Here is a 21,796-nt window from a genome sequence, read left to right as displayed (position 1 = left end):
CCTGAGGCTTCTTCGCGGGGCAAGCCCGCTCCTACAGGAGCGGGCTTGCCCCGCGAAGGGGCCAACATCAAAGGCGCGGGTAGTCGATGTACCCCACCGGCCCCTGGCCATAGAACGTCTCGGGGTGCGCCTCGTTCAACGGCGCATCGGCCGCCAGCCGTGCTGGCAGGTCCGGGTTGGCGATGAACGGCACGCCAAAGGCCACTGCATCGGCCTTGCCTGCCGCCAACGCGGCATTGGCACTGGCCTTGTCGAAGCGTTCATTGACGATGTACGCCCCGCCGAACGCCGCCTTGATCTGCGGCCCCAGGCTGTCGTCGGCTTCCTTCTCCCGCGAGCAGATGAACGCGATACCCCGCTTGCCCAGTTCGCGCGCCACGTAGGTGAAGGTTTCGGCGCGGTCGGCGTCGCCCATGTCATGGGCGTCGGCCCGCGGTGCCAGGTGTACGCCCACCCGGCCTGCGCCCCACACCTCGATGGCCGCATCGGTGACTTCCAGCAGCAGGCGCGCGCGGTTCTTCAGCGAGCCGCCGTAGCGGTCGGTGCGCTGGTTGGTGCTGCTTTGCAGGAACTGGTCGAGCAGGTAGCCGTTGGCACCGTGGATCTCCACACCGTCGAAACCCGCGGCCTTGGCGTTTTCCGCAGCACTGCGGTAGGCCTCGACGATGTCGGCGATTTCCTCGGTTTCCAAGGCCCGTGGGGTCGGGTATTCGCTCAAGGGCCGTACCAGGCTGACATGGCCCTTGGGCTGGATCGCGCTGGGCGCCACCGGCAACTCACCGTTGAGGTAGCTGGGGTGCGAGACGCGGCCAACGTGCCACAGCTGCAGGAAAATGCGCCCGCCGGCGCCATGCACGGCCTGGGTGACGTTATGCCAGCCACGCACCTGCTGGTCGTTCCAGATACCGGGGGTGTCGGGGTAGCCAACGCCCATCGGGCTCACCGAAGTCGCCTCGCTGAGGATCAGCCCGGCGCTGGCGCGTTGCACGTAGTATTCGGCCATCAGCGCGTTGGGCACCCGGCCTTGGTCGGCCCGGCAGCGGGTCAGCGGGGCCATGATGATGCGGTTGGGCAGTTGCACGTCGCCCAGGGTGATCGGATCGAAAAGCGTGGTCATAAGGGTTACCTGCCTGGTCAAAGCGCGTGGCGCAGTTGTTCGAGGAACGCCTGGATGGTGGCTTCGTCGCGTTTGAAAAAGTGCCACTGGCCGATCTTCTGGCTGCGGATCAGCCCGGCGCGCTGCAAGGTCGCCAGGTGGGCCGAGACGGTCGACTGCGAAAGGCCGCAGCGTTGGTCGATCTGCCCGGCACACACACCGTTCTCGGTGCTGTGGTACTGGTCGGGGAATTGCGTTGCCGGGTCTTTCAGCCAGCTGAGGATTTCTCGCCTGACCGGGTGGGCCAGCGCTTTTATGATTTCGTCGAGATCGAGTGGCATGGGTGAGGCTCGTTGTGTATCGCGGTTGAGCGAAATTTAAATCGGTATTTCGCGATATACAAATATGAAGAGGTTCTGAGCTGAGTGCGAATCGCTATATCGCGTTATAACGATATAGGTGTGGGCGGTGCTAGACTGGGCCCATGAACTACCTCGCACACCTGCACCTGGGCGGCCCGGCGCCGCAACAACTGCTTGGCAGCCTGTATGGCGACTTCGTCAAAGGCTCGCTGGAGGGGCGCTTTGCGCCTGCGCTGGAGTCGGCGATCCGGCTGCACCGGCAGATCGACAGCTACACCGACCAACACCCGCTGGTGCTGGCGGCACTGGCACGGTTCCCCCGTGAGCGGCGACGCTTTGCCGGAATCGTGCTGGATGTGTTTTTCGACCATTGCCTGGCGCGGCATTGGGGCGACTATGCCGACCAGCCCCTGGAGCAGTTCACCGCGGGGTTTTACCGGGTGCTGTTGGCCGAGCCGGAATTGCCGGGGCGATTGGCGCGGATTGCGCCGTTCATGGCGGCGGATGACTGGCTGGGGGCTTATGGTGATTTTGCGACGTTGGAGCAGGTGTTCAATGGCATTGCCCGGCGATTGTCTCGTCCGGAGGGGATGGCGGGAGTGATGGTTGAGCTTGAGCGGTTGTATGAACCGTTGATGGCGGATTTTCGCGAGTTCTATCCGCAGTTGCAGGCGTTTGCGGTGGCGGGCAGGTGAGCTGTGTGGTGCCTGTACCGGCCCTTTCGCGGGGCAAGCCCGCTCCTACAAGTACGTATCCCGTTGTAGGAGCGGGCTTGCCCCGCGAAGGGGCCGGTACAGGTAAATCCAGGCTCAGGCAGCCCGCGCCTGCCGCCGCGGCACCACCGGCACTTCCTCAGCCCCGAACAACGCCAGGTGAATCGCCTGCTGCGCCTGGAACGCCAGCGCCGCCCGCTCTTTGTCCACGCTGCTGATCGGCGCCAGCAACTGAATACACACCTCACCCCGTGGCTCGGCAAACAAGCGCGTCAGGTGCGACACAAGGTCATCGTCACCGATGAACGGTGCAATCGGGTCGGTTTCGCCGTTGCGCCGGTACTGGATGGCCACCGGCTGCAGGGCCACGCCCTGGTCGATGGCGCCGGCCAGCAGGCGCCCGTGGAAGGTGCGCAGCTGTCGGCCGTCGGTGGTGGTGCCCTCGGGGAAAATCACCAGCGGCTGGGCCTGGCCCAGTTGCCCGCTGATCTGCTCGCGCAGGCGCTGGCCGTCGCCACCGCCGCGGCGGATGAACAGCGTGCCGGCCTTTTCCGCCAGCCAACCGGCCACAGGCCAGTGACGCACTTCGGCCTTGGACAGGAACGACAGCGGCATCAGCATGCCCAGCAGCGGAATGTCGGTCCATGACACATGGTTGCTGACCCACAGCATCGGCTGCTGCGGCAGCGTGCCGACCACCCGTACCTCGAAGGGCAGGGCGCCGGCCAGGTATTTCATGAACCAGCATGTCCAGCGCTGGCGCCGCTGCATCGGTGTCTTCAGGCCCAGGCGTTCGCCCACGCCGATGATGCTTGCCATGAGCATGCCCAGCAGCAGCACCAGGATCAGCCTTGAGAAGCGGGCGATGACCCGCAGCTTGGGCATCAGACCGCTGCCTTGAAGTGGCGGGCGTAGCGTGGGCACAGGTCGTCGCGTTTGAGCAGGATGAACACATCGGCGACCTGGAAGTCTTCGTCCCAGCACGGCTCGCCGCAGATCTTCGCGCCCAGGCGCATGTAGGCCTTGAGCAGCGGTGGCATTTCGGCGATGACGTTGCTCGGCAGGGCCAGGTTCGGCAGCGGGTTCTTGGGTTCGGCGCGCAGGTGCTCGGTGCACAGGTAGCGTTCGCGCAGGCGCTGCATGACGGCATGGGCCTGTACGCCGCCGTCTTGCATGGGGATGCTGGCGCAGCCCATCAGGTAGCTGTAGCGGCCTTCGTTGAGCACTTCGGCCAGCTCGCCCCAGAGCACGGCGATGGTGCCGCCGTTGCGGTAGTCGGCCGCCACGCAGGTGCGTCCCAGTTCCAGGATCGGGCCCTGCAGCTGCAGCAGGCCGTGCAGGCTGAATTCTTCTTCGCTGTAGAAGCGGCCCAGGCTGCTCGCGGCCTGGTGGTCGAGCAGGCGGGTGGTGGCAACCAGCTCGCCGGTGTTCAAGTCTCGCACGCCGATGTGGCGGCAGTGCACGTCATAGTCATCCATGTCCAGGCCCTGTTCGGCGCCTTTGAGCTTGGCTTTGAATTCCGCGCTGAATACCTTGTAGCGCAAGGCCTGGGCTTCCTGCAGGGCGGCTGCGCCGACCAGGCGTTCGGCTTGCAGACGGCGTTCAGTGCTGTTGTCGCCAGAGCGAGCGATCCGAGTCATTACGAGTCTCCATAAGCCAGCCATGAAGGGTTGCGGCCGGTCGGCTTTGTTGTGCAAAGTCAGCCTAGGTAGGCGCGGTGTCACCCCTGTGAATCTTTGGTGATGCTTGCGTGACACCCCAGAACAGCCCCCGATAAGGAGCGTCCGATGGCCTGGTTGCAACGACTCAACGACCCCCTCCGCCAGCCTTTGGCCGGCACCCTGGGCGAAACCTACGCCGCCGAGCTGCAGCGCCTTGGCAGCGTGGCCCCGTTCGAACTTGCGGTGCTGGGCGGGCGTGCCATGGCCACCCCGGGGCTGGCTTTCCTGATTGGCTACCAGGCTGCCCTGCGCGTGCTCTGGCCCAGTGCCCCGGCCAGCCTCGGTGCGCTGTGCGCCACCGAGCGGCGCAGCGTGCGCCCGGCAGACATGCATACCCGCCTGCACGGCCTGCGCCTGAGTGGCAGCAAGGATTTCGTCACGGCCGGGCTGGATGCCGAATGGTTGCTGGTGGCGGCGCGCGACGAGCCGCCAGGCGCGGCGCCGCGGCTGAAACTGGCCGTGGTCTACCCCGGCGAGGCGGGGGTGGCGCTGGAGGCCTTGCCGACCTTGCCGTTGATGCCCGAGGTGGGGCATGGGCGCCTGCAACTGGAACAGGCGGCGTGCGAGCTGCTGGCGGGGGATGGTTGGGACGCCTACGTCAAGCCGTTCCGCTCGCTTGAAGACTTGTACGTGCTGGCGGCGCTGGTGGCCTGGTTGTACGGGGTGGGGCAGGAGTGCGCCTGGCCCCAGGCACTGCGCCTGCGCCTGCTGGCTGTGCTGGCAGGGTGCGCCGAGGGCAGCCGGCAATGTGCCGACAGCGTGGCCTGCCATTTGCTGTTGGCGGGCTTGTTCGAGCAGTTCCAGGACCTGCGCGGGGCCATCGACAAGGCCTTGCTGGATGGGCCGCGGCAGTGGGCGCAGTTATGGCAGCGGGACCAGGGCGTGCTGGCGCTGGCGACGGCGGCGCGGGAGAAACGCTTGGCCAAGGCGTGGGCGGCTGCAGGATTGTCATGAAAGGCTGCGAGGCTGTGTGATCCTTTGACATCCGGGGCCGCGTTGCGGCCCTTCGCGGGGCAAGCCCGCTCCTACAGCGATAGCGCCGGTGCCTGTAGGAGCGGGCTTGCCCCGCGAAGGGCTGCAACGCAGCCCCAACGCAGGCGCCCCCCGCATGAAGGCATTGTGGTTGATTCTGATGTTGGCCATGGCCCCCGCCTGGGCCGAAGACTGGCCTGAACCCAACTGGCCCGTCGACAACACCCCCCTCGACTGGCAAGCCGTGGACGCCTACGCCTTCCCCGAACGCAACGCCAGCGAACGCAGCGGCATCCGCACCGATGCCCTGCTGATCATCCGCGACGGGCGCATCCTGCACGAACGCTACAGCGCGCCCACCACCGCCAATACCGCGCACCTCACCTGGTCGATCAGCAAGAGCGTCCTGGCCACCGTGCTGGGCGTGGCCCAGGGCGAGGGCCGCTTCCAGTTGCAGGACCCCGCGGCACGCTTCTACCCGCCGATGCAGGCACACCCCGAGGTGCGCCTGGCCGACCTGCTGCACTGGGCCAGCGGCCTGGCCTGGCAGGAAGACTACGAATACGCCCCGCTCAAGTCCTCGGTGGTGGCCATGCTCTACACCCGTGGGCGCAGCGACATGGCCGCCTACACCGCCGCCCGTGCCCGCGCCGACGCACCCGGGCAGCGCTTCGTCTATTCAAGCGGGGACAGCAACGTACTGGCGGCGGCCCTGCGCGGCATGCTTGGCAAAGGCAATTATGCGCAGTATCCCTGGCAGGCGCTGTTCACCCCCTTGGGGATCGACAGCGCGGTGTGGGAGCGCGACAGCAGTGGCACCTTCGTCGGCTCGTCCTACCTCTACCTGAGCGCCCGGGACCTCGCCCGCATCGGCCTGTTGATGCAGCGCGACGGGCGCTGGGGCGAGCGCCAACTGTTGCCGGCAAACTGGGTGGCCTTCAACCGTACCCTGTTCGCCCAGGCCCAGGCCACGCCCGGCGAAGCCAACCCGGGCGGCCACTGGTGGTTGAACCAGCCCTTGGCCGGCCAGCCGCTGCCCTGGCCAGACGCCCCGGCAGATGCCTTCGCCGCCCTCGGCCACTGGGGGCAGGCACTGTATGTGTTGCCCTCCCAGAAGCTGGTGATCGTGCGCTATGGCGACGACCGTGATGGCCGCTACACGCACAATGAACTGCTCAAACGGGTGCTGGCGGTGTTGGCCAAGGAGGAGGGCGCATGAAGCGCATGCTGTTGCTGCTGGTGCTGGCCCTTTTGGGCTGGGCCTGGCTGGAGCGCCAGGCCCTGGCGGATTTCCCCGGCATTCTCTCGGCCTACTCGGCCAAGGAATATTGTTCGTGCCGTTTCGTCATGGGCTTCGACGAAGGGTATTGCCGGGGTTATGTGAAGCAGTGGCTGCCGTTGAGCGAGCTGCACGAAGACACCCCGCAGCGGCGGGTAAGCGCCGCTGGCCTGGGCCAGCGCAGCCAGGCGGCCTGGCAGGGCCCCCAGGCGGGCTGCCGCTTGCTGCCATGAAGGCGGGCGGGTAAGGTTGACGGTCAAGTTTCACGAGACCTGTCATGTTCAAGTTGCCCCGCCTACTGCCTGCCTTGCTGCTGGCCCTGTGCCTGCCCGCCCACGCCAACTGGCACCTCGATGGCGAGTCTTCCCGCCTGTCATTCGTCACTGGCAAGAACGGCACGACCGCCGAGGTGCACCGCTTTCTGGTGCTGCATGGCAGTGTCGACCGCAAGGGCGCGGCAGCGCTGAGTATCGAGATGGACTCGGTCAGCAGTGGCATTCCCCTGCGCGACGAGCAGATGCGCGACAACCTGTTCGAGGTCGAGCGCTTCGCCGATGCCACGGTAAAGGCGCAGATCGACCTGCGGCCCATCAACGACCTGGCCAATGGCGCGCAGATCGAACTGCGCCTGCCACTGACCGTGACCCTGCATGGCCAGTCCCACAGCTACAACGCCTTGCTCCTGGCCACCCGCCTGGACCAGCGGCGTTTTCAGGTGGTAACGCTCGAACCGCTGGTGCTGCGCGCCAGCGACTACGGCCTGCTGCCGGGTCTTGAAAAGCTGCGCACCTTCGCCAAGCTCAAGTCCATCAACCCGTCGGTGCCGGTTAGCGCGGTGCTGATCTTCAACGCCCGCTGACATGCCCGGGCCGGTCTTTCCCTGGCGTGACGGCAACCAGTTCGAGCTGCTGATCGACGGCCCCGAATTCTTTCCGCGCATGCTCCAGGCCATTGCCCAGGCCGAACTGCAGGTGGACCTGGAGCTGTACCTGGTGGAAGCCGGGGCCTGCGCCGAAGCGGTGGTGCAGGTGCTGGAGCAGGCGGCCAGGCGCGGCGTGCGGGTGCGTTGCCTGTTCGATGACTACGGCTCGCTGGCGTTTACCACGGCCCTGCGCCAACGCCTGCTGGACGCCGGGGTGTACCTGCGCTGGTACAACCGCCTGCGCTGGAAGCGTGGGTTTCGCAACCTGTACCGCGACCACCGCAAGTTGCTGCTGGTGGACGAGCGCTGGGCGGCGGTGGGTGGCACCGGGGTGACCGACGAATTCTGGACACCGGGCCAGGCGACCAGCGAGTGGCACGAGGTGATGGTGCAACTGCAAGGGCCGGTGGTGGCCGATTGGCAACTGCTGTTCGACCGCCAGTGGCACGCCAACAACCGCCGCACGGCCTGGCGGCCGGCCGAAGGCTTCGGCTTGCCACGCCTGCCCAAGGCCCCGGCACAAGGCGTCGGCATGGGCCGGGTCGCCTATGCCGACGCCCGTCAGCACCAGGACATCCTGCATTCGCTGGTGCGCGCATTGAACAGCGGCAAACAGCGGGTGTGGCTGGCCACACCGTACTTCTTGCCCACCTGGAGCGTGCGCCGTTCGCTGCGCCGGGCCGCCAGCAAGGGCCTGGACGTGCGCCTGCTGCTGACCGGCCCGCGCACCGACCACCCGTCGGTGCGCTACGCCGGGCACCGCTACTACCCGCGCCTGCTGCGCGCCGGGGTGCGGATTTTCGAGTACCAGCCGTGTTTCCTGCACCTGAAGATGGCCGTGGTGGACGACTGGGTGAGCGTCGGTTCGTGCAACTTCGACCACTGGAACCTGCGCTTCAACCTTGAAGCCAACATCGAAGCCCTGGACCCGCCCCTGACCGCGGCGGTGGTGGCCAGTTTCGAGCGCGATTTCGCCCTGAGCGAGGAAGTCGACCTCAACCACTGGAACGCCCGGCCCCTGTGGCGGCGGGTGAAGCAGCGGATCTGGGGGTGGATCGACCGGCTGGTGGTCAACGTGCTCGACCGCCGCGACTGAGACCGGCTATCGTGCTGTGACTGTTCACAGGCAATCGAAGGAGTGGGTGCGATGACGGCGAAGAAGATTCTCATGCTGGTGGGCGACTACGTCGAGGACTATGAGGCGATGGTGCCGTTCCAGGCGTTGCTGATGGTGGGCCACACCGTGCACGCGGTGTGCCCGGAGAAAGTCGCCGGGCAGACGGTGCGCACGGCCATCCATGATTTCGAGGGCGAGCAGACCTACAGCGAAAAGCCAGGGCACAATTTTGCCTTGAACTACGACTTCGTGCGGGTACGGGCCGAAGGCTATGACGCCCTGTTGATTCCCGGTGGCCGTGCGCCAGAATACCTGCGCCTGGATGAGCGGGTGCTGGAGCTGGTGCGGGCGTTCGACCAGGCCGGCAAGCCGATTGCGGCGGTGTGCCATGGGGCGCAGTTGCTGGCGGCGGCCGGGGTGCTGGAAGGGCGCGAATGCAGTGCCTACCCGGCGTGTGCGCCGGAGGTGAGGCTGGCGGGCGGGACGTTCGTGGACATCGCGGTGGACCAGGCGCATGTCGATGGCAACCTGGTCACGGCACCGGCATGGCCTGCCCACCCGGCGTGGCTGGCGGCGTTCCTCAAGGTGCTCGGCACCCGTATCGCCTGACCGGCCTGTTCGATTGCGGCGCTTCGCGAGCTACGCTCGCTCCTACAGGCCGATGAACTCCCTTGTAGGAGCGAGCAAAGCTCGCGAAGAGGCCAGCACAGGTTCACGCCACCTGCTCAACCCAATCATTGAGGTTGTAATAGCTGGTCACCCGGGCGATTTTCCCGCAGTGGATGTAGAAGAACGCCCCCGCCGGCAACACATAGGTCTGCCCGTTGGCCGCCGGCAGCCCTTCGTCATCGGCCAGGTACTGGCCATGCACGGTAAATTCCGCCGCCGCACGGCTGCCCTCGGCATTCTGCATCACCACGATATCGGCCAGGCGCTCGCGGTAGCAGCGGTTCATCTTGTCCATGAACGCGGCGAACTTGGTCTTGCCCATCTGCCGCTCGCCCTGGTTGACGTCATGGATCACGTCTTCGCTAAGCAGGGCCAAGAAGCCCGGCATGTCGCCGGCATTGAAGGCGGCGTAGTAAGCATTTACCAGTTCGGTAGCGGTCATGGAACAATACCTGTCGTGTAGGGAAAAGGCGGTCAGTGGATTCCGATGATAGGGTTTCCCCTCAAGCCCGGCTTAGCCGAGCGCGTCATCCACATCGACAAAACGACCGCCAAGCATGGAAATACGCCTGTTGCACGGCGCCGCTATCGCGCCTTACATCGATGACCTCGCTCGCCTGCGCCTGACCGTGTTCCGCGAGTTTCCCTACCTCTACGATGGCACCCCGGAGTACGAGGCCGACTACCTGGCCAGCTACACCCGCTCCGGGCGCAGCCTGGTGGTGCTTGCCCTGGACGACGGCCAGGTGGTAGGTGCTTCCACCGGCCTGCCGCTGGTGGACGTGGCGCCTGCGTTCCAGCAGCCGTTCCTGGCCCAGGGCCGCGACCCGGCCAGCGTCTATTACTTTGGTGGGTCGCTGGTGTTGCCGGAATACCGTGGACTTGGTCTGGGCGTGCGCTTCTTCATCGAGCGTGAGTCGTATGCCCACAAGCTGGCCGAATTCGACTTCTGCGCTTTCTGCGCGGTCGAGCGACCAGGCATCCATCCGCGTCGTCCTGCGGACTACAAGCCGTTGCATGGTTTCTGGCGCAATCGTGGCTTCCTGCATGATCCTTCGCTACGGACGCGTTTTGCCTGGCGCGACCTGGACGAGCAGGAGAGCTCGGACAAGATCATGTCGTTCTGGACCAAGGGACTGCCGATTTGAATGGGCTTGCCATCGAGCCTTGGTTGGCATTGTGCGAGGGAGACAGGGAAGAGGTGAGGCAGGAGAGGCAGGTGTTACCCGCAGGACTGGGCGGAGCAGTTCGACAGCATTGTGTAGAGCAGGCTTGGCCTCTTCGCGGGGCAAGCCCGCTCCTACAAGGGGACGCGATTCCCTGTAGGAGCGGGCTTGCCCCGCGAAGCAGGCGCCGCCGTTACATCAGGTTTACTTCACTTCGACTGCCAGGCTCTGGGCAATCTTGCTCTGCCACAGGGCAGGGCCGGTGATGTGTACCGACTCACCGTTGCTGTCCACGGCCACGGTCACCGGCATGTCCTTGACCTCGAACTCGTAGATCGCTTCCATGCCCAGCTCGGCGAAGGCCAGGACCTTCGACTTGCGGATCGCCTGGGCCACCAGGTAGGCGGCGCCGCCGACGGCCATCAGGTACACGGCCTTGTTGTCCTTGATCGCCTCGATGGCGGTCGGGCCGCGCTCGGACTTGCCGATCATGCCCAGCAGGCCGGTTTGCTCGAGGATCTGGCGGGTGAACTTGTCCATGCGGGTGGCGGTGGTCGGGCCAGCTGGGCCTACCACTTCGTCACCGACCGGATCGACCGGGCCTACGTAGTAGATGAAGCGGCCTTTGAGGTCCACCGGCAGCTCTTCACCGCGGTTGAGCATTTCCACCATGCGCTTGTGCGCAGCGTCGCGGCCGGTGAGCATCTTGCCGTTGAGCAGGATGGTTTCGCCCGGTTTCCAGCTGGCCACTTCCTCGGGGGTGATGTCGTCGAGGTTGACACGGCGGGCGCTTGGGCCGGCTTCCCAGACGATTTCCGGGTAGGCGTCCAGCGACGGCGCTTCCAGTTCGGCAGGGCCGGAGCCGTCGAGCACGAAGTGGGCGTGGCGGGTGGCGGCGCAGTTGGGGATCATGCACACCGGCAGCGAGGCGGCGTGGGTCGGGTAGTCCATGATCTTGACGTCGAGCACGGTGGTCAGGCCACCCAGGCCCTGGGCGCCGATGCCCAGCTGGTTGACCTTCTCGAACAGCTCCAGGCGGATTTCTTCCAGGCGGTTCTGTGGGCCACGGGCCTTGAGTTCATGGATGTCGATGGACTCCATCAACACTTCCTTGGCCATGACCGCGGCCTTCTCGGCGGTGCCGCCGATACCGATGCCGAGCATGCCCGGTGGGCACCAGCCAGCGCCCATGGTCGGGACGGTTTTCAGTACCCAGTCGACGATCGAGTCGGACGGGTTGAGCATGGCCATCTTCGACTTGTTCTCCGAGCCGCCGCCCTTGGCTGCGACATCGACCTCGACCTTGTCGCCGGGAACGATGGAGTAGTGGATCACTGCCGGGGTGTTGTCCTTGGTGTTCTTGCGGGCACCGGCCGGGTCGGCCAGGATCGAGGCGCGCAGGACGTTCTCAGGCAGGTTGTAGGCGCGACGCACACCTTCGTTGATCATGTCGTCGACGCTCAGGGTGGCGCCGTCCCAGCGCACGTCCATGCCCACGCGCACGAACACGGTGACGATACCGGTGTCCTGGCAGATCGGGCGGTGGCCGGTGGCGCACATGCGCGAGTTGATCAGGATCTGGGCGATCGAGTCACGCGCGGCTGGGGACTCTTCGCGCAGGTAGGCCTCGTGCATCGCCTGGATGAAATCGACGGGGTGGTAGTACGAGATGAATTGCAGGGCGTCGGCGACGCTCTGAATCAGGTCGTCTTGCTTGATCACGGTCATGCAGCGCGCTCCTCTTAAAGACGGGAACATTCGAAAAGACGCCCGACGGTGCCGACCAGCATGTCGATGCGCCTTGCAAGGCGCGCCGGCAGGCTGGCCGGCGCAAAAGGGCGCGGCAGTATAGCGCGCCTCACCGCGCGAAACACCTGCGTGTGGTCTGGACCATGGTCGGCTGGCCGCAGGCACCATTTTTGCTGCCGATACGCGCTTGGCATACAGTGACCCGGTAATCGTTGGAGAAACACCCCACCATGCCCGAACTTCATGTGGGCGAGCGCCGCTTTGCGGTGCCGGCCGGCAGCAACCTGCTCGATGCCTTGAACGAGGCCGGGCTCAACGTGCCCTACAGCTGCCGGGCCGGCAGCTGCCATGCCTGCCTGGTGCATTGCCTGGCCGGGCAGCCGGTGGACGCCTTGCCCGAGGCCCTGGCGCTCGACAAACACGCCCAGGGCTGGCGCCTGGCCTGCCAGTGCCGGGTGGTCGAGGACCTGCAGGTGGCGCTGTTCGACCCGCTGCAGGACGGCGTGCCGGCCCAGGTGTGCGCGCTGGACTGGTTTGCCGATGTGCTGCGTGTGCGGCTGCGGCCCGAGCGGGCGCTGCGTTACCAGGCGGGGCAGCACATGGTGCTGTGGCTCGGGGCGGTGGCGCGGCCCTATTCGCTGGCCAGCTTGCCGGGCGAGGATGACTTTCTCGAATTCCACATTGATTGCGCGCAGCCGGGGGCCTTTTGCGACCTGGCGCGCGGGCTGCAAGTGGGCGAGCGGATGCGCCTGGGCGAAGTGCGCGGCGGCGCCTTGCATTACGAGCTGGACTGGCAGGACCGGCCGCTGTGGTTGCTGGCGGCGGGCACTGGGCTGGCACCGTTATGGGGCATTCTGCGCGAAGCGCGGCGGCAGGGGCATCGGGGGGAAGTGAAGGTGATGCATGTGGCGCGCGATGGCGGGGGGCATTACCTGGCCGGGCCACTGCAGGCGTTGGCGGGGGTGACGGTCGAGTTGGTGCTGGCGCAGCACTTGGACGAGGCGCTGGCAGGGTTGCGGCCGACATCGCGGCAGACGGTGGCGCTGGTGTGTGGCGGGGCGGGGAGTGTCGAGCGGTTTGCCCGGCGGCTGTTCATTGCCGGGGTGCCGCGGGGGCAGGTGTTCGCCGATGTGTTCGTGGCGCATGCCTGAGGGTTTTGCGCTGCCTGTGCGGGCCTTATCGCGACCTGCGGTCGCTCCTACCAGGGATGTGTAGGAGCGACCGTAGGTCGCGATAGAGCCTGGGCATCAAACCAGCGGGTCACCCACGTGCAGGATCTTCATGCCGTTGGTGCCACCGATGGTGTGGTAGCTGTCACCCTTGGTCAGGATCACCCAGTCACCTTGCTCCACCAGGCCGCGCTTGAGCAGCTCGTCGACGGCTGCCTGGCTGACCTTGTCGGCCGGCAGCGAGGCCGGGTCGAAGGCAATCGGGTAGACGCCACGGAACATGTTGGCACGGGCCTGGGTGGCGCGGTGCGGCGACAGGGCGAAGATCGGCACGTGCGAGCGCAGGCGCGACATGATCAGCGGGGTGTAGCCGCTCTCGGTCAGGGCGATGATCGCCTTCACGCCCGGGAAGTGGTTGGCGGTGTACATGGCCGCCAGGGCGATGCTTTCGTCACAGCGCTCGAACGTGGTGTGCAGGCGGTGGCTGGACTTCTGGCTGGTCGGGTGCTTCTCGGCGCCCGAGCAGATACGGGCCATGGCCTGTACGGCTTCGATCGGGTAGGCACCGGCGGCGCTTTCGGCCGACAGCATCACCGCATCGGTGTTGTCCAGCACGGCGTTGGCCACGTCGGACACTTCGGCGCGGGTCGGCATCGGGTTCTGGATCATCGACTCCATCATCTGGGTCGCGACGATCACCGCCTTGTTGTTGCGGCGGGCGTGCTGGATGATCTTCTTCTGGATGGCGATCAGCTCGGCGTCGCCGATTTCCACACCCAGGTCACCACGGGCCACCATGACGGCGTCGGAGGCGCGAATCAGCTGGTCGAGGGTTTCGTCGTCGGCGACCGCTTCGGCGCGCTCGATCTTGGCCACCAGCCAGGCGCTGCCGCCGGCCTCGTCACGCAGCTTGCGGGCGTATTCCATGTCGCTGGCATCGCGCGGGAACGACACGGCCAGGTAGTCCAGGTCCATTTCCGCGGCCAGCTTGATGTCGGCCTTGTCCTTTTCGGTCAGGGCCGGTGCGGTCAGGCCGCCACCCTTGCGGTTGATGCCTTTGTGGTCCGACAGCGGGCCGCCGATGATCACCACGCAGTGCAGGGCATCTGCGGTGGCGGTTTCGACGCGCATGACCACGCGGCCGTCGTCGAGCAGCAGTTCGTCACCGACGCCGCAGTCCTTGACCAGGTCCGGGTAGTCGATACCGACGATGTCCTGGTTGCCTTCGGTCAGCGGGTGGGCGGTGGAGAAGGTGAATTTGTCACCCACCTTCAGCTCGATGCGCTTGTTGCTGAATTTGGCGATGCGGATCTTCGGACCCTGCAGGTCGCCCAGCAGTGCGACATGGCGGCCGTTCTTGGCGGCGATGTCACGGATCAGGCGGGCGCGGGCCTTGTGCTCGTCCGGGGTGCCGTGGGAGAAGTTCAGGCGTGCCACGTCCAGGCCGGCGAGGATCAGCTGTTCGATCACTTCCGGCGAGTTGCTGGCGGGGCCAAGGGTGGCGACGATTTTGGTACGGCGGATGGTCATGCACAGACTCCTATAGTGAAGCGCAGCGAAAGGCTACTCCTCAATTGCGCTGTAGTCATTGTTCCGTTGCACTACCTGCGAGCAATGCAGGGTGGCATTTGAACGGGCAGGGGTATCCTTGCAAAAGGCTATGAAGATTTGCCGTTGCCGGCCGATACACAGGCATCTAAGGAGACTCCCCATGCGCGCCCTCATCGTTATCGCCCTGGCGGTCAGCAGCGTCGGCTGCACCCGCTGGTCCATGGACCACCACCTCAACAACGCCTACCGCGCCTACGACCGGGGCGACTGCCAGCGGGTCATGCTTGAGCTGTCGCAGGTCGACCGCACCAGCCGTTCGCGGCCGTTCATCCACCCGGAGGTGTCGTTGCTGCGCGGCCAGTGCCTGGAGCGCGACAAGCTCTACGTGGATGCCGCGCAAACCTACGAATACCTGATCCAGCATTACCCGGGCAACGAATACGCCTACCGGGCCAAGGCGCGCCTGCAGACCCTGGAGCGGCTTGGCCATTACCGGGTAGGCGAGGCTGCGGTGGCCAACCCGGCCACCCCCTCCACTTGGCGCTAATACCAAGGTGTATTGAATTTCACGGGATTTGCTGCTCGGCCTGCGCTAGTCTGTAAGTTAGCTGTAACAGCAACCGCCAGTACCTCGTATTCCTGGCCCCGAATACGGATTGCACGTGCGACCATGTTTACCCAGCGCCATATCGAACGCCACCAGTTGCCTTGTGTACTCAAGGTCTACAACCGCTTCACCGACCAGGCGATCGGGCAGCTGGGTAATGCCTCCGAAGACGGCTTGATGCTCATCAGCTCGCTGCCCGTGCTGGTGGGCCCGGACTACGAACTGCAATTGCGCCTGCCACTCAAGGGCGGCGGCTTCCAATTCATCAACCTGACCGCCAGCTGCCTGTGGTGCCGCGAAGACCAGACCCCAGGCCACTACGATTCAGGCTTCATGCTGCTGCAGGCCCCCCGCGACTACGACGAGTTCGTTGACTCGCTGCGCGACTATTTCAGTTTCCGCCCCGCCAACGCCTCGGCCTGAGCGCTGCCCTGTCATTGATCCTTGCCGGGTGCTAATCGCGCTAGAATCGTGTCGACCTCGAAACAGGACGACCCCGTGACTTCCAGCATTTTCTGGCACGACTACGAAACCACTGGCATCAACCCGCGCTGCGACCGGCCATTACAGGTGGCCGGCGTGCGCACCGATTTCGACCTGAACGAGATCGAGGCGCCCATCAGCCTCTATTGCCGGCCTTCCGACGATATCCTGCCGCACCCGGCGGCCTGCCTGGTCACCGGCATCACGCCGCAGCAACTGGCGCACCAAGGGCTTTGCGAAGCCGAATTCATGACCCGCGTGCATGAGCAACTGGCACGCCCAGGCACCTGTGGCGCCGGCTACAACACCTTGCGCTTCGACGATGAAGTGACCCGCTACAGCCTGTACCGCAATTTCTTCGACCCCTATGCCCGTGAGTGGCAAGGCGGCAACAGCCGCTGGGACTTGATCGATGTCGTGCGCACCGCCTATGCCCTGCGCCCGGAGGGCATCAACTGGCCGCAACAGGACGGGCGCACCAGCCTGCGCCTGGAACTGCTCAGCCAGGCCAATGGCATCGACCATGGGCATGCCCACGAGGCACTTTCCGACGTGCGGGCGACCATTGCCCTGGCCCGGCTGATTCGCCAGCGCCAGCCGAAGTTGTATGAGTGGCTGTTCCAGTTGCGCAGCAAGCACAAAGTGATGGAACAGATTCGGCTGTTGCAACCCTTGGTGCATATTTCCGGGCGCTTCTCGGCCGCACGTAATTACCTGGGCGTGGTGCTGCCGTTGGCTTGGCACCCGCGCAATCGCAACGCGCTGATAGTGTGCGACTTGCAACAGGACACCTTGCCGCTGATAAGCGAAACTGCCGACGTGCTGCGTCAGCGTTTGTACACAAGGCACGATGAATTATCTGACGGGCAATTACCGGTTCCCTTGAAGTTGGTGCAGATCAATCGGTGCCCCGTGGTCGCCCCGCTTTCGGTATTGCGCCCGGTGGATCAACAGCGCCTGGGTATCGATTTGCCAATGCTGCAAGCCCGGGGCGAAGCGCTGGCCAATCAACAGCAGGCATGGCAAGGCAAGCTCGAACATATCTACGGCAATGACGACTTCACCCCAAGTGAAGACCCGGAACAACAGTTGTATGACGGTTTTATCGGCGACCGCGACCGGCGCCTGTGCGAGCAAGTTCGCACGCTGGACCCCGCACAGTTGGGCAAGGGGCACTGGATGTTCGATGACCCGCGCCTGCCAGAGTTGCTGTTCCGCTACCGGGCACGCAACTTCCCTGAGACACTCGTGGGTGAAGAACGGCAGCGCTGGTTCGGCTTCTGCCAGCAGCGCCTGAGCGACCCGCAATGGGGCGCGCCAAATACCCTGGGCGATTTCGAGCAGGCACGCCAGGCGGCTTGGGCCAACGCTGACGAGGCCGGGCGCCGGGTATTGGAAGCTTGGCAGGTGCATGCCCGGGAACGGGCGGAGCAATACGCCATCAGTTACTGAATGTAAAAACAACAACGCCGGCACAGGGCCGGCGTTGTTGTTTGAATAAAGCGAGGCCGATGCGTGGACTATCAGTCCAGCAGGGTCGACCAGCTTTCAACCACGTCACCACCCCACTTGGCTTTCCACTCTTTCAGGGTTTTGTGGTTGCCGCCCTTGGTTTCGATCACTTCACCGTTGTGCGGGTTCTTGTATTGCTTGACCTTGCGCGCACGCTTGGTGGCGACAGGTTTGGCAACACCGCGCGGGGCCTTGCTCAGTTTCGACTCTGGGTCGAGCAGGGCAATGACGTCGCGCAGCGACTTCGAGTATTCGCCCATCAGGGTGCGCAGTTTGCCTTCGAACTCCAGTTCTTTCTTCAGCTTGTCGTCCTGGGACAGGTTGGCCAGGCGAGCTTGAAGTTCCTTGATGGCTTCTTCGGTAGCGCGGTACTCGTTGATCAGGGACATGGAGTGTTCCTTAATGCGTGTTCGGAAATGTGTGGCTCAATAATAGACAGACGCCACACTCAAGTAAACATATTAATCGGGCCATCAAGTGTTAATAAGCCTGTGACAAATTATCTCAAGGTTAAAAAATTTTTACATTTATCCCTGCACTTCGTCCGGTTTGCCCTCTGAACAGTAAACCGCTGCCTTGCCACCGGTGCTTCGGTTGCGCCTGCTGCCGGCGGGTACAATGCTTACTGCGTTTTCTCGGGGGGGCCGCTAGAATGAGCGTCTTTGCGAAGTTCTGGAGTCTTCATTCATGCGCACCTACCGTTTGGTGATCGCCTGCCCCGACCGTGTTGGTATCGTGGCGAAAGTCAGTAATTTCCTGGCCCTGTACAACGGCTGGATCAACGAAGCCAGCCACCACTCCGACGAGCAGAGCGGTTGGTTCTTCATGCGCCATGAAATTCGCGCTGAATCGCTGCCCTTCGGTATCGAGGCATTTCGCGAGGCGTTCGCACCGATCGCCGAAGAGTTCTCCATGACTTGGCGCATCACCGATTCGGCGAAGAAGAAGCGCGTGGTACTGATGGCCAGCCGCGAGTCGCACTGCCTGGCCGACCTGCTGCACCGCTGGCACACCGATGAGCTCGATTGCGAGATTCCTTGCGTGATCTCCAACCACAACGACCTGCGCAGCATGGTCGAGTGGCACGGCATTCCGTTCTTCCACGTGCCGGTAGACCCCAAGGACAAGGCCCCGGCCTTCGCCGAGGTGTCGCGCCTGGTGCAAGAGCACACCGCCGACGTGGTGGTGCTGGCGCGCTACATGCAGATCCTGCCGCCGCAGCTGTGCCGCGACTATGCCGAGAAGGTCATCAACATCCACCACAGCTTCCTGCCGTCGTTCGTCGGTGCCAAGCCTTACCACCAGGCGGCCCTGCGTGGCGTGAAGCTGATTGGCGCCACCTGCCACTACGTGACCGAAGAGCTGGATGCCGGCCCGATCATCGAGCAGGACGTGGTGCGTGTCAGCCATGCCGACAGCATCGAGGACATGGTGCGCTTCGGCCGTGATGTCGAGAAGATGGTGCTGGCCCGTGGCCTGCGTTATCACCTGGAAGACCGCGTGCTGGTGCACGGCAACAAGACGGTCGTGTTCGACTGATTGTGGCTTGGCCTGGAGTTCTGTAGGCGCGCCGCGATCCTTGTAGGAGCGGGCTTGCCCCGCGAAGCAGGCGACGCGGTGCGTGGCACCGGCTTCGCCGGTGTTCGCGGGGCAAGCCCGCTCCTACAACCAGCGTTATGATTGGCTTGATAGGAGCGCCTATGGCAAAACCACGCAACCAACCCACCGCCTCAGCGCCGCCCACCCTGGGCGAGGGCTGCCTGGCCCGCTACGACCCCGATGCCCTCGGCGACGAGGATGGCACCGACTTCCCCGGCGCCGCCGAACTCTGGCGCCAGCTCAACCCGCCTGACGCCACCAGCGCTCCAGCAACGGACGCGCCAGCAGGCAGACGAACACCGGCCCGCCCGCCAGCAGGTAATAGTAGTAGGTGACCGCGCGCCAGATGAGGATCGCCGCGGCCGCTGTCGAGCTGCCCACCAGCGGCGCCAGCAGGCTGGCCGAGGTCAGCTCGGCGGCGCCGGCGCCACCTGGTAGCAAGCTGAATTGCCCGGCGCTGAGTGCGAGCATCTGCACCAGAAAGCTTGGTATCCACGCAAGCTGCGCGCCCAACCCCTGCAGCGCCAGGTACAGCACACTGTAGCGCAGGCTCCAGTGCGCGCAGGTGAGGGCGAACACCAGTGCCAGTGTGCGCTTGGGCAGGCGCCAGGTCTGTGCCAGGGCGTGGATGAAGTGCAACAACCTGCGCGCCCAGCGGCGCCTGCGCGGTGGCGACATGCCCAGGCGCCGCAGCAGTTGCCCGTTGACGCGCATCACCCGGCGCCGGTAGCGCAGCAGCAGCAGTACCAGGCCTAGCGCGGTGCACAGCAGCAAAGCGCTGCCCAGCAACATGCCTTGCTGGCTGCGGCCCAGGCTGTGAAACAGCGCGTAGCCGGCAATCGCCAGCATCGCGCAGAAGAAAAATACCAAGTCGTTCAACTGGTCCATGGCGAACACCGCGCCGCTGCGCGCGGGGCCGATGCGCTCACGGGCGAGCAAGGCCATCAGCGCCAGTGGCCCACCACTGCCACCGGGGGTGGTGCAAATGGCGAACTCGGTAGCCATCACCACGCCGAGGCTGCGTACCCGGCCAAGGCTTGCGCCGTGCTCGCCCAACAGCAGGCGCAGGCGCAGGGCGTTGATTACCCAGCACAAAAGAATCATCCCCAGCAGCGTCAGCAGCAGGCCGGTGTCGAAGGCCATGAGCCTGGGCAGCAGTTCGCTGCCGCCCAGCAGTGCCGGAACCAGCAAGGCGCCGAGCAGGGCAATGGCCAGCCAGGCGAAGCGGCTCATGCGAGCACCTGGCGCTCCAGCCAGGCCGACTTGGTCAGCGGCTCACGGCCTTGCAGCAACAGTTCATCCAGGGTGCGTAGCCAATAGTCGCGTGAGAAGCGGTGGCGCATGTCCACCGGGTGCAGGCCCAGGCGCAGGGTTTCGGCGCTGTGCCAGCGCTGGCACTGCCAGTTGCAAACCACCCGCGACAAACCGCGGCGCCAGGCACTGCGGGCGCTCCAGACCAACCCCGGGGCGTCGAAGGCGGTGAAGTCGGGCAGGCGGTACAGGTGCTGCGGCGTACTGGTATAGCGCAGCGGCAGTTGGCACAGGGCCTGGCGTGTGCCTGGGCTCATCAGCCAGGCCGGGGCGACGAAGCCGGCCACCGGCCAGCCCTGGCGGGCGAACAGCGCCAGGCCCTGTTCCAGGCGGTGCAGGGCCTGGGCTTGGTCGAGGGCGTAGAACTCGCCCTCATGGGTGAAGACCCGGCGCATGAAGTATTCGCCCAGGCTGCGCGGCGTCGGCCCGTCGTCGGCATGGTAGAAACCATGCAGCGCCAGTTCATCGCCGCGCGACAGGCGCCGTTCGAGCAGGCGGCAGAAGGTGGGGGAGCGGGCCAGCGGGTTGCGGTGGTGGAAGTCGGGTACCACCAGCCAGGTCATGGGCACGCTGCCCATTTCATCCACGGCCTGGACGAAGGGCTGGTAGTCGGGCCAGGTTTCCGGGGCGATATCGTGCAGCACCAGCATCAGGCTGCGCCCGGCGCCACTGGGCTCAAGCATGGGCGCGCACCAGGGAGGGGTGGCCGAGCACGGCTTGGTAATGCTGCAGCAGGCCGTTGACCACGTTGTCCCAGGAATAGTGCTGCTCCACATGTTGCCGGGCCTGGCGGCCCAGGGTGCGCACCCCGGCCTCGAACGCTTCGCGCACGGCCGTGGCCATGGCCCGGCCGTCATTGGCCTGGCACAGGCGCCCGCACTGCTCGTTGATGATTTCGCTGAACGCGCCGGCGCGCACGGCCACGACGGGAGTGGCGCTGGCCATGGCTTCAAGAATCACCAGGCCGAAGGTTTCCTGGTCGCCGGCGTGTACCAGCAGGTCGGCGCTGGCCATCAGCCGGGCGACCTCCCGGGGTGGGCGGAACTGGTCGATGACCGTGACGTTGTCCGGCACGTTGGCCGGCATGTTCGAACCCACCAGCAACAGGTGGTAGGGGCGGCCCAGCTGCTGCATGCAGGCAAGCAGCACGGGCAGGTTCTTTTCCCGCGAGCCGCGCCCGGCGTAGATCAGCAGGCGGCTGGTTTCGGCAATGCCAAGCTCGGCCCGCAGCTGCGGGTCGCGGTGGGCGGGGTGGAAGGTTGCCAGGTCGACGCCCAGGCGTTGCACGTGGACATCGCGCACGCCCAGGCGGGCAAGCTTGTCGGCCATTACCCGGCTGGGCGCCAGCACCCGGTCGAAATTGCCATAGAGCTTGCTGACGTAGGCCTCGACGTTGGGTGTGAACCAGTTGCCCATGCGGTTGCTCACCAGCAGTGGCAGGTCGGAGTGGTAGAAGCCGATCACCGGCACGTCGAGCTTGCGTCGCGCTTCGAGCGCCGCCCAGGCGGTGAGGTAGGGGTCGCCGACCTCGATCAGGTCGGGCTGCAGGCTGCGCAGCACATTGCACCAGGGCGCCAGGCGCACGGGAAAGCGATAACCCTTGCCGAAGGGCAGGGGAGGCGCTGGCACGTGGTGGATGCCATCGGCTTGATGGGCGCTGGCGCCGGGGATCAGCAGGCTGTGGCGCACGCCGGGGAGGGCGTCGAGGCGATGGTGTTTGGCATCGAGGTAAGTTCGCACGCCGCCGCTGGCCGGGGCGTAGAACATGGTGATGTCGGCAATGTGCACGATCAGCATC

At 65.3% G+C, this 21,796-nt stretch carries 24 protein-coding genes; 13 read left to right on the top strand and 11 right to left on the bottom strand.

Going from position 1 to position 21,796, the window contains the following annotated elements:
* Positions 1-67: 67 nt before the first annotated feature.
* Both F3J44_RS05980 and F3J44_RS05975 read right to left on the bottom strand, forming a co-directional pair.
* Positions 68-1,117, bottom strand: a complete 1,050-nt coding sequence (locus tag F3J44_RS05980) for an alkene reductase (protein WP_167271157.1) — start codon at positions 1,115-1,117, stop codon at positions 68-70.
* A gap of 17 nt (positions 1,118-1,134) precedes the next feature.
* The gene (locus F3J44_RS05975; protein ID WP_167061568.1) at positions 1,135-1,437 is read right to left on the bottom strand and encodes a helix-turn-helix transcriptional regulator; all 303 of its coding nucleotides are present in this window, start codon (positions 1,435-1,437) and stop codon (positions 1,135-1,137) included.
* A 143-nt stretch (positions 1,438-1,580) separates the two neighbouring features.
* Here F3J44_RS05975 and F3J44_RS05970 point away from each other — a divergent pair, with 143 nt between their 5' ends.
* On the top strand, positions 1,581-2,153 hold the full coding sequence (locus F3J44_RS05970) for an ACP phosphodiesterase (protein ID WP_167271155.1): 573 nt from the start codon (positions 1,581-1,583) through the stop codon (positions 2,151-2,153).
* 114 nt (positions 2,154-2,267) lie between these two features.
* Here F3J44_RS05970 and F3J44_RS05965 read toward each other — a convergent pair whose 3' ends face one another.
* Both F3J44_RS05965 and olsB read right to left on the bottom strand, forming a co-directional pair.
* The gene (locus F3J44_RS05965) at positions 2,268-3,056 is read right to left on the bottom strand and encodes a lysophospholipid acyltransferase family protein (RefSeq protein ID WP_167271153.1); all 789 of its coding nucleotides are present in this window, start codon (positions 3,054-3,056) and stop codon (positions 2,268-2,270) included.
* On the bottom strand, positions 3,056-3,811 hold the full coding sequence (gene olsB, locus F3J44_RS05960; RefSeq protein ID WP_167061579.1) for an L-ornithine N(alpha)-acyltransferase: 756 nt from the start codon (positions 3,809-3,811) through the stop codon (positions 3,056-3,058). The genes F3J44_RS05965 and olsB overlap by 1 nt, the downstream gene beginning before the upstream one ends.
* A 147-nt stretch (positions 3,812-3,958) precedes the next feature.
* Between olsB and F3J44_RS05955 the strand changes: the two genes are divergently transcribed.
* The 6 genes from F3J44_RS05955 (at position 3,959) to F3J44_RS05930 (ending at position 8,791) form a co-directional block, all read left to right on the top strand.
* On the top strand, positions 3,959-4,846 hold the full coding sequence (locus tag F3J44_RS05955) for an acyl-CoA dehydrogenase (RefSeq protein ID WP_167271151.1): 888 nt from the start codon (positions 3,959-3,961) through the stop codon (positions 4,844-4,846).
* 154 nt (positions 4,847-5,000) lie between these two features.
* Entirely contained in the window at positions 5,001-6,083 is a 1,083-nt protein-coding gene (locus tag F3J44_RS05950; protein ID WP_167271149.1) for a serine hydrolase, read from the top strand.
* Positions 6,080-6,376: an amidase gene (locus F3J44_RS05945; RefSeq protein ID WP_167271146.1), complete on the top strand. Its 297-nt coding sequence runs from the start codon at positions 6,080-6,082 to the stop codon at positions 6,374-6,376. Before F3J44_RS05950 ends, F3J44_RS05945 begins: the two co-directional genes overlap by 4 nt.
* Positions 6,377-6,420: 44 nt before the next feature.
* Positions 6,421-7,002, top strand: coding sequence for a YceI family protein (locus F3J44_RS05940; RefSeq protein WP_167061591.1), 582 nt, complete (start codon positions 6,421-6,423; stop codon positions 7,000-7,002).
* A 1-nt stretch (position 7,003) separates the two neighbouring features.
* The gene (locus tag F3J44_RS05935; protein WP_167271144.1) at positions 7,004-8,161 is read left to right on the top strand and encodes a phosphatidylserine/phosphatidylglycerophosphate/cardiolipin synthase family protein; all 1,158 of its coding nucleotides are present in this window, start codon (positions 7,004-7,006) and stop codon (positions 8,159-8,161) included.
* A gap of 51 nt (positions 8,162-8,212) precedes the next feature.
* The gene (locus tag F3J44_RS05930) at positions 8,213-8,791 is read left to right on the top strand and encodes a DJ-1/PfpI family protein (protein WP_167271142.1); all 579 of its coding nucleotides are present in this window, start codon (positions 8,213-8,215) and stop codon (positions 8,789-8,791) included.
* 103 nt (positions 8,792-8,894) lie between these two features.
* On the opposite strand, the gene F3J44_RS05925 is transcribed toward F3J44_RS05930, so the two are convergent.
* A complete protein-coding gene (locus F3J44_RS05925) occupies positions 8,895-9,293 on the bottom strand; it encodes a nuclear transport factor 2 family protein (RefSeq protein ID WP_167271140.1) in 399 nt (132 codons plus the stop codon).
* 115 nt (positions 9,294-9,408) lie between these two features.
* Between F3J44_RS05925 and F3J44_RS05920 the strand changes: the two genes are divergently transcribed.
* Positions 9,409-9,999: a GNAT family N-acetyltransferase gene (locus tag F3J44_RS05920; RefSeq protein ID WP_167271138.1), complete on the top strand. Its 591-nt coding sequence runs from the start codon at positions 9,409-9,411 to the stop codon at positions 9,997-9,999.
* 222 nt (positions 10,000-10,221) lie between these two features.
* Here the strand turns inward: F3J44_RS05920 and F3J44_RS05915 are convergent, their stop codons facing one another.
* Entirely contained in the window at positions 10,222-11,745 is a 1,524-nt protein-coding gene (locus tag F3J44_RS05915) for a fumarate hydratase (RefSeq protein ID WP_012274004.1), read from the bottom strand.
* A gap of 251 nt (positions 11,746-11,996) precedes the next feature.
* Here F3J44_RS05915 and F3J44_RS05910 point away from each other — a divergent pair, with 251 nt between their 5' ends.
* Positions 11,997-12,917, top strand: a complete 921-nt coding sequence (locus F3J44_RS05910) for an iron-sulfur-binding ferredoxin reductase (RefSeq protein ID WP_167271136.1) — start codon at positions 11,997-11,999, stop codon at positions 12,915-12,917.
* Positions 12,918-13,013: 96 nt separating this feature from the next.
* Here the strand turns inward: F3J44_RS05910 and pyk are convergent, their stop codons facing one another.
* Positions 13,014-14,465: a pyruvate kinase gene (gene pyk / locus F3J44_RS05905; RefSeq protein WP_167061614.1), complete on the bottom strand. Its 1,452-nt coding sequence runs from the start codon at positions 14,463-14,465 to the stop codon at positions 13,014-13,016.
* 181 nt (positions 14,466-14,646) lie between these two features.
* Between pyk and F3J44_RS05900 the strand changes: the two genes are divergently transcribed.
* From F3J44_RS05900 to sbcB, 3 genes are all read left to right on the top strand, one after another.
* Entirely contained in the window at positions 14,647-15,033 is a 387-nt protein-coding gene (locus F3J44_RS05900) for a tol-pal system YbgF family protein (protein WP_167061617.1), read from the top strand.
* 123 nt (positions 15,034-15,156) lie between these two features.
* On the top strand, positions 15,157-15,516 hold the full coding sequence (locus F3J44_RS05895; protein ID WP_167061620.1) for a PilZ domain-containing protein: 360 nt from the start codon (positions 15,157-15,159) through the stop codon (positions 15,514-15,516).
* 75 nt (positions 15,517-15,591) lie between these two features.
* Positions 15,592-17,028, top strand: coding sequence for an exodeoxyribonuclease I (sbcB, locus tag F3J44_RS05890; RefSeq protein WP_167271134.1), 1,437 nt, complete (start codon positions 15,592-15,594; stop codon positions 17,026-17,028).
* A 71-nt stretch (positions 17,029-17,099) separates the two neighbouring features.
* Here the strand turns inward: sbcB and mvaT are convergent, their stop codons facing one another.
* Entirely contained in the window at positions 17,100-17,477 is a 378-nt protein-coding gene (gene mvaT / locus F3J44_RS05885; protein WP_167061626.1) for a histone-like nucleoid-structuring protein MvaT, read from the bottom strand.
* 298 nt (positions 17,478-17,775) lie between these two features.
* Here mvaT and purU point away from each other — a divergent pair, with 298 nt between their 5' ends.
* The gene (gene purU, locus F3J44_RS05880; protein WP_167061629.1) at positions 17,776-18,627 is read left to right on the top strand and encodes a formyltetrahydrofolate deformylase; all 852 of its coding nucleotides are present in this window, start codon (positions 17,776-17,778) and stop codon (positions 18,625-18,627) included.
* A gap of 300 nt (positions 18,628-18,927) precedes the next feature.
* On the opposite strand, the gene F3J44_RS05875 is transcribed toward purU, so the two are convergent.
* Genes F3J44_RS05875 through F3J44_RS05865 form a run of 3 tightly spaced genes read right to left on the bottom strand, consistent with a single transcriptional unit; the run spans position 18,928 to position 21,795 of the window.
* Positions 18,928-19,920 (bottom strand): lysylphosphatidylglycerol synthase transmembrane domain-containing protein, encoded by a 993-nt coding sequence (locus F3J44_RS05875; protein WP_167271132.1) that lies wholly within the window; start codon positions 19,918-19,920, stop codon positions 18,928-18,930.
* On the bottom strand, positions 19,917-20,681 hold the full coding sequence (locus tag F3J44_RS05870; protein ID WP_167271130.1) for a DUF2334 domain-containing protein: 765 nt from the start codon (positions 20,679-20,681) through the stop codon (positions 19,917-19,919). Before F3J44_RS05870 ends, F3J44_RS05875 begins: the two co-directional genes overlap by 4 nt.
* Positions 20,674-21,795 carry a glycosyltransferase family 1 protein gene (locus F3J44_RS05865; RefSeq protein ID WP_167271128.1) on the bottom strand — a complete coding sequence of 374 codons (1,122 nt, stop codon included), beginning with the start codon at positions 21,793-21,795 and terminating at the stop codon, positions 20,674-20,676. The genes F3J44_RS05870 and F3J44_RS05865 overlap by 8 nt, the downstream gene beginning before the upstream one ends.
* Position 21,796 lies beyond the last annotated feature (1 nt).

Source organism: Pantoea sp. Tr-811 (genome assembly GCF_011752535.1).
Taxonomy (GTDB): Bacteria; Pseudomonadota; Gammaproteobacteria; order Pseudomonadales; family Pseudomonadaceae; genus Aquipseudomonas.
Note: the sequence above shows the minus strand (reverse complement) of the source record. Positions and strands in the feature narration are given on the sequence as shown.

Coding starts and splice junctions, on each gene's coding strand:
- F3J44_RS05980 (WP_167271157.1), bottom strand. CDS start 1,117: ATGACCACGCTTTTCGATCCGATCACCCTGGGCGACGTGCAACTGCCC.
- F3J44_RS05975 (WP_167061568.1), bottom strand. CDS start 1,437: ATGCCACTCGATCTCGACGAAATCATAAAAGCGCTGGCCCACCCGGTC.
- F3J44_RS05970 (WP_167271155.1), top strand. CDS start 1,581: ATGAACTACCTCGCACACCTGCACCTGGGCGGCCCGGCGCCGCAACAA.
- F3J44_RS05965 (WP_167271153.1), bottom strand. CDS start 3,056: ATGCCCAAGCTGCGGGTCATCGCCCGCTTCTCAAGGCTGATCCTGGTG.
- olsB (WP_167061579.1), bottom strand. CDS start 3,811: ATGACTCGGATCGCTCGCTCTGGCGACAACAGCACTGAACGCCGTCTG.
- F3J44_RS05955 (WP_167271151.1), top strand. CDS start 3,959: ATGGCCTGGTTGCAACGACTCAACGACCCCCTCCGCCAGCCTTTGGCC.
- F3J44_RS05950 (WP_167271149.1), top strand. CDS start 5,001: ATGAAGGCATTGTGGTTGATTCTGATGTTGGCCATGGCCCCCGCCTGG.
- F3J44_RS05945 (WP_167271146.1), top strand. CDS start 6,080: ATGAAGCGCATGCTGTTGCTGCTGGTGCTGGCCCTTTTGGGCTGGGCC.
- F3J44_RS05940 (WP_167061591.1), top strand. CDS start 6,421: ATGTTCAAGTTGCCCCGCCTACTGCCTGCCTTGCTGCTGGCCCTGTGC.
- F3J44_RS05935 (WP_167271144.1), top strand. CDS start 7,004: ATGCCCGGGCCGGTCTTTCCCTGGCGTGACGGCAACCAGTTCGAGCTG.
- F3J44_RS05930 (WP_167271142.1), top strand. CDS start 8,213: ATGACGGCGAAGAAGATTCTCATGCTGGTGGGCGACTACGTCGAGGAC.
- F3J44_RS05925 (WP_167271140.1), bottom strand. CDS start 9,293: ATGACCGCTACCGAACTGGTAAATGCTTACTACGCCGCCTTCAATGCC.
- F3J44_RS05920 (WP_167271138.1), top strand. CDS start 9,409: ATGGAAATACGCCTGTTGCACGGCGCCGCTATCGCGCCTTACATCGAT.
- F3J44_RS05915 (WP_012274004.1), bottom strand. CDS start 11,745: ATGACCGTGATCAAGCAAGACGACCTGATTCAGAGCGTCGCCGACGCC.
- F3J44_RS05910 (WP_167271136.1), top strand. CDS start 11,997: ATGCCCGAACTTCATGTGGGCGAGCGCCGCTTTGCGGTGCCGGCCGGC.
- pyk (WP_167061614.1), bottom strand. CDS start 14,465: ATGACCATCCGCCGTACCAAAATCGTCGCCACCCTTGGCCCCGCCAGC.
- F3J44_RS05900 (WP_167061617.1), top strand. CDS start 14,647: ATGCGCGCCCTCATCGTTATCGCCCTGGCGGTCAGCAGCGTCGGCTGC.
- F3J44_RS05895 (WP_167061620.1), top strand. CDS start 15,157: ATGTTTACCCAGCGCCATATCGAACGCCACCAGTTGCCTTGTGTACTC.
- mvaT (WP_167061626.1), bottom strand. CDS start 17,477: ATGTCCCTGATCAACGAGTACCGCGCTACCGAAGAAGCCATCAAGGAA.
- purU (WP_167061629.1), top strand. CDS start 17,776: ATGCGCACCTACCGTTTGGTGATCGCCTGCCCCGACCGTGTTGGTATC.
- F3J44_RS05875 (WP_167271132.1), bottom strand. CDS start 19,920: ATGAGCCGCTTCGCCTGGCTGGCCATTGCCCTGCTCGGCGCCTTGCTG.
- F3J44_RS05870 (WP_167271130.1), bottom strand. CDS start 20,681: ATGCTTGAGCCCAGTGGCGCCGGGCGCAGCCTGATGCTGGTGCTGCAC.
- F3J44_RS05865 (WP_167271128.1), bottom strand. CDS start 21,795: ATGCTGATCGTGCACATTGCCGACATCACCATGTTCTACGCCCCGGCC.